Genomic DNA, 9,443 nt, shown 5'->3' on the forward strand with positions numbered 1-9,443 from the left:
GCAGAAATCAATCTACTTACTGTTTGTTGTGCCGTCCGGATCGCTGTCGGCAAGCGGCCGTACCGGGCTGATGATATCTTCACCGCCGGTCGGCGTATCGATACCCCGGGCGACATGGCTTTTGCGGTAACCGTAAAGAAAGTAAAAAATCAATCCAATGCCCGACCAGATCGGGAACACCAGTTTGGCGTCCGCCGGCAGGAAGAGAAAAAGTGTGATGCAACCGAATACTGCGAGCGGGCCTACCAGCCAAATTGCCGGCGTTCTGAATGGGCGTGTACGGCTCTTGTCTTTGATGCGCAATATCATGACGGTAAACGCCACGATCATGAAGGCGAACAAGGTGCCGGAATTGGAAATATCCGCCAGTTTCCCGACCGGCAGGAAAGCCGCAGCAATAATGACGCCGAGACCGGTAACATAGGTGACGATATGCGGTGTTTTGAAGCGCGGATGAATGCGGCTTAAGACTTCCGGCAGCAGGCCATCGCGCGACATGACGAAAAAGATGCGCGTTTGGCCGAACAACATCATCAGAACTACCGAAGGCAGTGCCAGAAAAGCGGTAAATCCGAGTAAGTTGCCGATCTTTTCCCAGCCGATCTCCCGCAGTACCGAGGCCAGCGCTTCGCGCGAGCAGACCAGCGGTTGTTGTCCGATAGCGGCAAGCGACTGGCATTGCTCGGCCAGTTTGAGCGAGCCCGGGATCAGATTTTTACCGGCTTCATCCAGCAGTGGCTGCGCGCCGACTGCGCCGATTGCACCGGCTGAAATGAGTAAGTAAAAGACTGTGCAGATCACCAGCGAACTGATCAATCCGATCGGTACATTCCGTTGCGGATCCTTGGTTTCTTCGGCAGCGGTCGAGACCGCATCGAAGCCGACATAGGCAAAGAAAATGGACGATGCCGCTGCGATGACGCCCGTCTCGCCCAGCGGTAAAAACGGCTGAAAGTTTGCCAAATTGGCGACCGGAAGCGTTAATGCAATGAAGAGCATCAGCGCGGCAATTTTGATGGCGACAAGAACGGCATTGAAAGTAGCGCTTTCCCGCGTGCCGATAACCAGCAGCCCGATCACCAGCATGCAGACAAAAACCGCCGGTAAATTGATGATCCCGCCGGCAAAGGGACCATTCGCCAGCGCAAACGGTATTTCGATTCCCAGCGAATTTTGCAGCAAGCCGACGAAATAGCCCGACCAACCGACTGCGACCGCGCTGGCGGCGACGGAATATTCCAACATGAGTGCCCAGCCGACCAGCCAGGCGACCAATTCACCGAGTACTGCGTACGAGTAAGTATAAGCGGACCCGGAGACAGGCACCATGGAAGAGAGTTCGGAATAGCACAGCGCAGCGACGGTGCAGACAAAACTGGCGATGACAAAGGAAAGCATCATGCCGGGACCGGCTTTCTGCGCAGCCTCAGCCGTCAAAACAAAAATACCCGTACCGATAATCGCGCCGATACCTAATAGCGTTAATTGCCATGCACCCAAGGTGCGGTGGAGACTTTTCTTTTCTGCTGTAGCCAGGATGGCATCAAGTGATTTTACGCGCCAGAAAATCATGCAAGCGACCTTTTACTTTTAGTGAGAAAACATTGAGGGTGCACCGGAAATTAACTCAGGAACGGGCTCGAATAATATCACAAAATCTTTTACTGACCGATCGCCCGCATTGAATGCCGATCCGGCTTTTGTAGCCAATGCAAGTGTCGAAGTTTTGCCGCTCACTTTATCCGGTATAAAATCTTTTGTCCCGAAAAAAAACAGGCAGTCTAGTGCAATAATCAAGCTTGTCTGCGGTCCGATTGCTGAAAAGAGGCGGGCAGTCCTAAGTCTAAAATTGGTAGTTCCCAAACTGCCGCCAACCGAGAGTTGGTAACATGAAAAAGTTGACCTAAATAGCTTGCGAATAGTGTTTACTTCTAGCATTCATCGTGTGTTGCACAATTTACTGCTCGGATTTCTGCTGCTGTGGGGAATACTTCTTTCCTCTATTCAAGCCGAAATTTGGAGTCGAACGGAAATCAGTGGAATGAATGATATTGCCATGGAGCCGGGTGGCCGGATCTGGCTGACTGGAAAGAGTGGAATCCTATGGAGCTCAACTTAAGCGATTAATTAATCGCAAAATGTTTAATGATATGACAGCCGCTTATATTGTAGTGATGTAGAACGATTAAAAAAATCAATGGAGCAAGTATCCACACAATTAATACAGTATTTTCGTGTTGACAAAATATGAAATACTGCAAAGTTATTTCACTTTTAATCTCTGCGGGTTCAATTCCCCGCCCCTTGGGGCGAAAGCTGGTTGAAAAACCAGCAGATTGAAGAACGCAGTTAATACCCCGCTGCTTGCGGCGGGGTGCTTTATTAAAAAAGGCCAATGCTTAAATAGCATTGACCTTAAAGGCGCTTCTAAAAGTTTAGGCAAAAATTTTCTTCATCGGAAGACGTGTTCTATTTTTCAATGTACTTCCAACTAAAAGATAACTTAGAAAAAATACAGTTCCTAAAATGAAATCAATTTCTAACCAGTTTATTTCAGATTGTATTACTGAAAATGAATGCAAATCGCCAAACGCAACAAGTCCAACTAACGGTAAAACACCAAATAAAACGAAAGTGGTTTTTACAGCTGTGTTAAAAAGACTTTGACTTATTTTCATTTTTATCTCCTAAATGAAAGTTTATTAAAGGTTTATAAATAATAAGATTCAGTAATTCACAAAAAGTTCACATAATTTTGATTAAAGATTCACACTAAAGAGATTTTATTTATAGAATAAGGCATTATTAAAATAGAGTCTTAGGAAGTTGAGCACTTCCAAAAATGTGTTAACTTGCTGAGATGAACTTGTGATTCCTCGTGGTCTTGCCACGGGGATCTAAGTAGGCTTTAGAATGTTGGGATGCGAGATGTTGTAGAGAAAGCGAGCCACTGTGCATGGCAGATACATTATCACATTGTATTTCCTGTGCAATACAGGCGTGGACTGTTAGACGAAGCGGTTGTAAGAATTATTATGCTGACAGCGAAAGAGATAGAAGAACGATACGACATTGAGTTTGGGCAGATAGGTTGTGACAAAGATCACGTACATATACTTTGTACGGCCCATCCTAAAATTGCACCGGGTCAGATTGTTAGGATATTCAAAAGCATAACAGCGTGGGAATTGTTTAAGAAGAAGCCGGATTTGAAACGAGATTTGTGGGGTGGTGAGTTTTGGACAGATGGCTATTATGTTGCAACTGTAGGGGAAAGAGCGGATTGGGGTGTAGTTGAGCGTTATGTAAAGAATCAAGGCAAACCAAAAGAAGAGCTGCGTCAACTTGAGCTTTTCTAATACCCCGTGGTCTTGCCACGGGGTTGTTTATTGACTTGTTCAAGTTGGCACAAGTGTTGTGCCGATAAAATGAAGCAAGTGAAAGAATATCGGCAAATTTTCCATACTCCCCTTCATGTAAAGGGAGAAATTAGATTGTCGGTATAGCTGAATTATAAATTGATACATCCAATTAAATTTAACTGCGAGGGAAATGTTATGGACATGAACAGTATCTCATCCACATCGTCAATATATTCTAATTCGAGCACGACACCGCAGCTAGCGTAGATACAGGGTCATCAACTACAGCAACAAGTGCAGCCACAAGTGCAAACGATCCTAGACAAGCTCTGCATCAGTTGATGCACGATTTGGGTCAGGCGCTGCGCGGAATGGACTCTCAGCAAACCAGCTCAACATCAACGACTGCTACAGCGACTGATAGTGATGGCGATAACGATAACAGCGGTTCGATGCAGGTTGTAGAGCAAAGTCATGGCTATCAGCTTTGATACAAAATTGCAGGGTCTGATCACTATGATTAGCAACGGTTCTAGTTCTAGTAGTAGTGGCGGCAATGACGCGATCAGCAAATTACAAGCCGATTTCTCGAATTTGATGAAAGCATTGAATCGGGACTCATCGAGTACGAGCACAAATTCCACTGGAACCACTGCAGGAACAGGAGCAACCAATACTGCTCCAACCTTGAAAGATTTTTTAACTACGTTGGAAAAGAATGTTTCGAGTCACATGAGCAATCAAGCAAGCACCGGTGCCCTATTCAATACGACGGCCTGATCTGATCAGGTCGCGACTACTGCAGATCAGATGGGCAGAAAGAGATTTCAAAAAATAGAATTCTAGATTTTTCTGCATTCTTACATTTTTATGTCGATATAAAGAAGCAAGTCTCTTGTATGACATAGGCCTGTATTGCTTGATTAAAAATGCCAATGTGTTAATCGACATGTAAAAATTACCAGGGAAGGGTTGTAGTCACCTCGAATTTTCGATCCACTCAAAAGTAGAGGCTATTGGAATTTTACCATAGTAAACTGGACAGGTGGAAGTCTGCCAAGCGACTCATGGGGCCGTTCATGGTTGTAGCGATACCGCCATTCCTCGATCATGCGGCGCACCTCATTAAGTGTTTCAAAAACGTAGCAATCCAGCACCTCGGTACGATAAGTGCGATTAAACCTTTCGATGTAAGCATTCTGGGTAGGCTTTCCAGGTTGAATGAATCGTAAGTCGATGCCATGATGCGCTGCCCAATCGGCCAGTAATTTGCTGATAAATTCAGGGCCATTACGACACGCAAGCGCTTTGGCTTACCATGAATCTCAATGAGTTCATTGAATGCCCGGACAATGCGGCAAGCCGATAGGCCGGTATCGATTTCGATGCGCAGCGCCTGCCGGTTGTAATCATCAAGGATATTTAAGGTGCGGAACCGTCGTCCATTCCATAAGCTGCCGCTCATAAAGTTGGCAGACCAGGTATGATTGGGAAAAGCAGGAACTTCCAAAGATTCTCGAATCCTTTCCGGCAACCGCTTCTTGCCCCGGCGCGGCAGATTCAGTTTAAGCTTGTAATAAATCCGCCACAACACTATTTTCCCCCAAGGTTGTTGCTCGAAGTTGAAGCTCGATACCAGCAAACCAAATCCATGTTTGGGATTCTTTGCTATGTAAGCGTTGATGGCTTCGATCACGCCTTCGTCATTCTTGCTGCTGGCCCGGTAATAGAGTAACGATCTCGCCATCCGGATCGCCCGGCAGGCCTGACGGGAGGATAACTCATGTTCCGCAGTCATAAACTGAACTATTTCAACCTTTCTCGCCGGGGCTATAGCTTTTTTGCGACAACATCCTGCAGCGCATTGTGCATGAGTGCCAGCTCAGCATACATCTTCTTGAGCTTGGCGTTCTCGGTTTGAAGTTCCTTCAACTGCTTGAGTTGCGATGCATCCATACCACCGTAAGCGGATTTCCATTTGTAATATGTCGCATCACTGATGCCGTACTTGCGGCAGGTCTCGTTGATTTTGGCACCTAGCTCAACTTCCTTGAGCAAGGCAATGATTTGCTGTTCACTGTATTTCGATTTCTTCATCATAGAGCTCCTTTTGGTTAAGAAAACTCTACTTTAAGTTGGATCAAATTTCCGAGGTGACTACACTACAGCCCCAAATAAATATATCATTCCGTGCAGCTAAATCTGCTCTGACCGTGCAAAGATCCTCCTGATGATGTGATTGTCGAAGTCGGGTAGCCGTCGCTGATACTTTGCGACCAACCGCGGATCGAAGGTGACATGCCGGTCGCGCGGTATATCCAACGACAGCCCGTTGCCAGCATAAGCTCGCAGCTGCTTCTTGAGCAATCCAGCAAGATCGGATTCGTCGAGGATGGATTCGGCATCCTTGTTCTCGATTTACAACAGCAGCTGATCAATCAATCAGTTCGCTAGGGAAAAGCTTGGGTAACTTTGCTATCGGGTTTCTTGGGATTCATCGCTAGGATCATGAAATACCCTTCATTTCATTATTCCATGACCTAGGGCGTGTGGACAATTAAATTGTATATAGTTTCCCAGAGAATCAGATTGTGATTTACTGTTTATAAACAGTTGGAGGAGGTTATAAATGGTGAAGCGCTATGGATTACGGGACGATCAATGGCAACGGATCGAGCACTTGTTACCGGGCCGCAAGCAAACAGTTGGTGTAACAGCCAAGGATAACAGGCTATTTGTTGAAGCTGTTTTGTACCGCTACCGTGCTGGGATACCATGGCGTGATCTGCCGGAGCGTTTTGGAGATTGGAACAACATAGCCCGCCGTCATCGCCGCTGGTCGGAAAGCGGCGTATGGGAAAGGGTTTTCACGTATTTGGCCGAAGATTCTGATAATGAGTATGCGATGATCGATAGTACAATTATCCGTGCTCATCAGCATGCTGCGGGGACAAAAGGGGGAATAGGGAAGCGGAGTGCATTGGGCGCAGCAAAGGCGGACTGAGCACAAAAATACATGTAACCTGTGATGCTCTTGGCAACCCGACCGGTTTTCATCTTACACCGGGGCAAGCCCATGATCTTCAAGGTGCGGATGTTTTATTGCCGGACATTCTGACGTGTATAGAATCTTTTCTGGCCGATAAAGCGTATGATGCGGCGGAACGGGTTCTTGATCTGTTAAAGAACGCCGGGGTTCGGGCCGTCATACCACCAAAGTCAAACCGTAAGGAACCACGCGAATACGATGAGGAAATGTATAAAGCACGGCATTTGATCGAGAATTTCTTTGCAAAACTCAAACAATACCGTGCCATTGCAACTCGGTACGATAAACGTGCTTCAACTTTCCTCGGCGGCATCCACCTCGCTGCAGCTATCATTTGGCTCAATTGACCACACGCCTTAGTTAAACTTTACAACATAAATGGTAATGATTATTATTTATGAATCATAAATTCACCAGAATAATCTCATTTAATCAGATCTGCACCGTTAAAAATATTTATATCTTTGCTTAACAGCAGGAGAATAACTTTCTAGCCAGCCAACAAACTTACATTACTTGCCAGCCAGCTATCACGTCACTCATTTGGAGATAGCGTTATGGTTGGGAAAAAGAAAATTAAGTATACGGTTCTAATATCGTATTGTTGGTTAGTCACTACTGACGTACGAAAGATACCATTTCGAGTCATCAATCTACATTGCTTCACATTATCGCATCGCCTTAATTTTCAGCCAGCTGATTCATTATTATGAATTCAGAAGATGGATGGGTTTTGCAAGTCGATGCGTTGTTTATTGCGCATCGTGCGCAGTTGCGGCGAGCCGCATTTAAGATTTTGGGAGACTGGGATCGAGCTGATGATGTGATTCATGATGCTTATCTCAAGATTCGTGTCTGTTCCGATAATAAATCGGAAGTGAAGCAACCGATTGCCTATTTATTTCAGACTGTCCGCAATATGGCAATCGATCAATACCGCCGCTCTGTATTCGAGTTGGATTTGTTCGATAGTGAAGAAGAAGGTTTTTTAGTGCCTGATAAACTACGGACGCCGGATATCTATTTGATGCACTTCCAGAGTTTGGATCTGATAATAGTGGCATTGAGCGAGCTTCCGGAGAGAACTCGCAGGGTATTTGAACTTTATCGCATCGAAGGATACACGCAGCGCATGATAGCGGAAGAACTCCAAATATCCGTTTCTTTGGTAAACATTCTGATTCATACCGCAATTCGCCATTGCAAAGAAGCTTTATCCAGCAGCTCGTAAGCAACATCAAGCCGAAAAGTTTTATAAATTTCTTGGATTTTTCCTGAATTGATTCGTCTAGTGAAATAAGAAGCATTCTTATTCTCATTAATGTAATGATTGAATCTAATTGATAAGGAAAAAACAATGACGAGTTGTTTCGATCGTGAAGATGGTGTGTTCCGGGTATTGGTCAACCATGAGGAGCAATATTCACTGTGGCCGGAATGGAAAGCGATTCCGGGCGGTTGGCGGGACACCGGGTTTCTGGGCGATAAAAAAGCCTGCTTGAGTTATATCGAGGATGCCTGGATCGACATGCGTCCGCTCAGTCTGCGGCAATTCATGGACAATGCATCGTAAGCGCGTATCGGCATGTCAAATCAGTTAACACTTTATTGTTTGCCGTGCGCAGGTGCCAGCGCGACGATGTATTTGCGCTGGAAAAGATTGCTGCCTTCATGGATCGAAGTAATCCCGGTGGAATTACCGGGTCGCGGTAGCCGTTTGGGCGAAAATCCGCAGGAAAATTACCGGATGCTGGTTGACATCCTGAGCCGGGAGATTGCATTAACGGTACAAGGAAGTTACGTGCTTCTCGGTCATAGCATGGGAGCGCTGCTGGCTTATGGGATCGCGCAGCAATTGCATCAATTGAAAGCTCGCTTACCTGACGCGCTGATGGTTTCGGGATGTGCAGCTCCGGCGCGGCAGGATAGCCAGCGCTATCGCAAAATCTGCACGGAAGCCGCATTGATCGCAGATTTGAGTAAGCAAGGCGGCACGCCTGAAGAAGTATTCAACAGTCCGGAATTGCTGGCCATGACATTGGATTTGCTACGCATCGATTACCGCGTATGTGGCAGTTTTCAATACATAAAACATGACCCTCTTCCTGTTCCGATTCATTGTTTCGGCGGCAGATCGGATACGATCGGTGCGAACAATCTGAGTTTATGGCAACAGGAAGGCAGCCGAGCGTTTACACTCGATTGGTTTGACGGCGGACATTTCTTTCTGCGGCAATCGGAAGAATGGTTCATCCATGTTGTAAAGAAACGATTGTTCGAGAGTCAAGAAGGGGTGATGTGTGACATCTTTGCAACGGCTTGAGGCAGTACCGGAAAATATCGATGCATGGTTACTCGAATTCGCATTTACCTCAGCACAATTGGCGCACGATTGGCCACTTCTTAGCGCAGCAGAACAACTTCGGGCGCAAAGTTTTCATCACTATCAAGATCGGATCCGCTTCGTATCGGCGCGTGCTGCACTGAAGCGGTTGCTGGCCGAACGTGTCGGTACCTTGCCTGATCGTTTAACCATCTCAATCACCGCTTCCGGTAAACCTTATTTGGCTCAGCATGCCGAAATTCAATTCAATCTCTCGCATGCCGGCAACTTTGCGCTGATCGCCCTATCTTCAGCGGGCAGGGTCGGAATTGACATCGAGCGCTGTAATCGCGATGTAACCGGATTAATTCATTGCGTACTGTCTCCGCTGGAGCGTACCCGGGCATGTTGGCCGGAAAAGCGGTTCATTGATCTATGGGTGGCGAAGGAAGCAGTCTTGAAAGCTCTGGGACTGGGGATTGCGGAGAATCTGCAGGACATTTCCGTGTTGCCTGAACCTGGTAGTCGTTACTGCATCGCGCATGAACATCCGGATTGGGGAAATATCCGCGCCTGGCCAATCGAAGTCCCGGAGGATTACGCTGCGGCGCTGGCTTTGGTTCACTAATCGTGATGGTCACCATGAAACAGGGCACTCCTAACATCCCATATCCGAGGATATGGATCATTTCCTATCAATAAGGCAACT

Annotated in this window: 12 protein-coding genes and 1 pseudogene; 8 read left to right on the forward strand and 5 right to left on the reverse strand. The window is 46.6% G+C overall.

What is annotated here, in order from left to right:
- Window positions 1-12: 12 nt before the first annotated feature.
- The 3 genes from HRU78_03200 to HRU78_03210 form a co-directional block, all read right to left on the reverse strand.
- Window positions 13-1,572 carry an amino acid permease gene (locus HRU78_03200; GenBank protein ID QOJ22779.1) on the reverse strand — a complete coding sequence of 520 codons (1,560 nt, stop codon included), beginning with the start codon at window positions 1,570-1,572 and terminating at the stop codon, window positions 13-15.
- Between the two features lie 18 nt (window positions 1,573-1,590).
- Window positions 1,591-1,797 (reverse strand): hypothetical protein, encoded by a 207-nt coding sequence (locus HRU78_03205; GenBank protein ID QOJ22780.1) that lies wholly within the window; start codon window positions 1,795-1,797, stop codon window positions 1,591-1,593.
- Between the two features lie 638 nt (window positions 1,798-2,435).
- Entirely contained in the window at window positions 2,436-2,678 is a 243-nt protein-coding gene (locus HRU78_03210) for a hypothetical protein (protein ID QOJ22781.1), read from the reverse strand.
- 243 nt (window positions 2,679-2,921) lie between these two features.
- Here HRU78_03210 and tnpA point away from each other — a divergent pair, with 243 nt between their 5' ends.
- From tnpA to HRU78_03225, 3 genes are all read left to right on the forward strand, one after another.
- On the forward strand, window positions 2,922-3,359 hold the full coding sequence (gene tnpA, locus HRU78_03215; GenBank protein QOJ22782.1) for an IS200/IS605 family transposase: 438 nt from the start codon (window positions 2,922-2,924) through the stop codon (window positions 3,357-3,359).
- 344 nt (window positions 3,360-3,703) lie between these two features.
- A complete protein-coding gene (locus tag HRU78_03220; protein QOJ22783.1) occupies window positions 3,704-3,853 on the forward strand; it encodes a hypothetical protein in 150 nt (49 codons plus the stop codon).
- Window positions 3,837-4,142 (forward strand): hypothetical protein, encoded by a 306-nt coding sequence (locus tag HRU78_03225; protein ID QOJ22784.1) that lies wholly within the window; start codon window positions 3,837-3,839, stop codon window positions 4,140-4,142. The genes HRU78_03220 and HRU78_03225 overlap by 17 nt, the downstream gene beginning before the upstream one ends.
- A gap of 233 nt (window positions 4,143-4,375) precedes the next feature.
- Here the strand turns inward: HRU78_03225 and HRU78_03230 are convergent.
- Together HRU78_03230 and HRU78_03235 are read right to left on the reverse strand one after the other, a co-directional pair.
- Window positions 4,376-5,459 (reverse strand): annotated as a pseudogene (locus HRU78_03230) (IS3 family transposase).
- A gap of 99 nt (window positions 5,460-5,558) precedes the next feature.
- Window positions 5,559-5,729, reverse strand: coding sequence for a transposase (locus HRU78_03235; GenBank protein ID QOJ22785.1), 171 nt, complete (start codon window positions 5,727-5,729; stop codon window positions 5,559-5,561).
- Window positions 5,730-5,994: 265 nt separating this feature from the next.
- Here HRU78_03235 and HRU78_03240 point away from each other — a divergent pair.
- The 5 genes from HRU78_03240 (at window position 5,995) to HRU78_03260 (ending at window position 9,362) form a co-directional block, all read left to right on the forward strand.
- A protein-coding gene (locus tag HRU78_03240) for an IS5 family transposase (GenBank protein QOJ24893.1) occupies window positions 5,995-6,758 on the forward strand; the annotation gives its coding sequence in 2 pieces (ribosomal slippage) (window positions 5,995-6,333 and window positions 6,336-6,758; 762 coding nt in all).
- Window positions 6,759-7,120: 362 nt separating this feature from the next.
- On the forward strand, window positions 7,121-7,642 hold the full coding sequence (locus tag HRU78_03245) for a sigma-70 family RNA polymerase sigma factor (GenBank protein ID QOJ22786.1): 522 nt from the start codon (window positions 7,121-7,123) through the stop codon (window positions 7,640-7,642).
- Window positions 7,643-7,768: 126 nt separating this feature from the next.
- Window positions 7,769-7,984 (forward strand): MbtH family protein, encoded by a 216-nt coding sequence (locus HRU78_03250; protein ID QOJ22787.1) that lies wholly within the window; start codon window positions 7,769-7,771, stop codon window positions 7,982-7,984.
- Window positions 7,985-7,996: 12 nt separating this feature from the next.
- The gene (locus HRU78_03255) at window positions 7,997-8,734 is read left to right on the forward strand and encodes a thioesterase (protein QOJ22788.1); all 738 of its coding nucleotides are present in this window, start codon (window positions 7,997-7,999) and stop codon (window positions 8,732-8,734) included.
- On the forward strand, window positions 8,712-9,362 hold the full coding sequence (locus HRU78_03260; GenBank protein ID QOJ22789.1) for a 4'-phosphopantetheinyl transferase superfamily protein: 651 nt from the start codon (window positions 8,712-8,714) through the stop codon (window positions 9,360-9,362). Before HRU78_03255 ends, HRU78_03260 begins: the two co-directional genes overlap by 23 nt.
- Window positions 9,363-9,443 lie beyond the last annotated feature (81 nt).

The sequence above is a fragment of the Gammaproteobacteria bacterium genome (assembly GCA_015709635.1).
Lineage (GTDB): Bacteria > Pseudomonadota > Gammaproteobacteria > Burkholderiales > Nitrosomonadaceae > Nitrosomonas.

Excerpts from the sequence above, each read along its gene's own strand:
- HRU78_03200 (QOJ22779.1), bottom strand. The coding sequence starts at position 1,572 with ATGATTTTCTGGCGCGTAAAATCACTTGATGCCATCCTGGCTACAGCA.
- HRU78_03210 (QOJ22781.1), bottom strand. The coding sequence starts at position 2,678 with ATGAAAATAAGTCAAAGTCTTTTTAACACAGCTGTAAAAACCACTTTC.
- tnpA (QOJ22782.1), top strand. The coding sequence starts at position 2,922 with ATGCGAGATGTTGTAGAGAAAGCGAGCCACTGTGCATGGCAGATACAT.
- HRU78_03220 (QOJ22783.1), top strand. The coding sequence starts at position 3,704 with ATGCACGATTTGGGTCAGGCGCTGCGCGGAATGGACTCTCAGCAAACC.
- HRU78_03225 (QOJ22784.1), top strand. The coding sequence starts at position 3,837 with ATGGCTATCAGCTTTGATACAAAATTGCAGGGTCTGATCACTATGATT.
- HRU78_03245 (QOJ22786.1), top strand. The coding sequence starts at position 7,121 with ATGAATTCAGAAGATGGATGGGTTTTGCAAGTCGATGCGTTGTTTATT.
- HRU78_03250 (QOJ22787.1), top strand. The coding sequence starts at position 7,769 with ATGACGAGTTGTTTCGATCGTGAAGATGGTGTGTTCCGGGTATTGGTC.
- HRU78_03255 (QOJ22788.1), top strand. The coding sequence starts at position 7,997 with ATGTCAAATCAGTTAACACTTTATTGTTTGCCGTGCGCAGGTGCCAGC.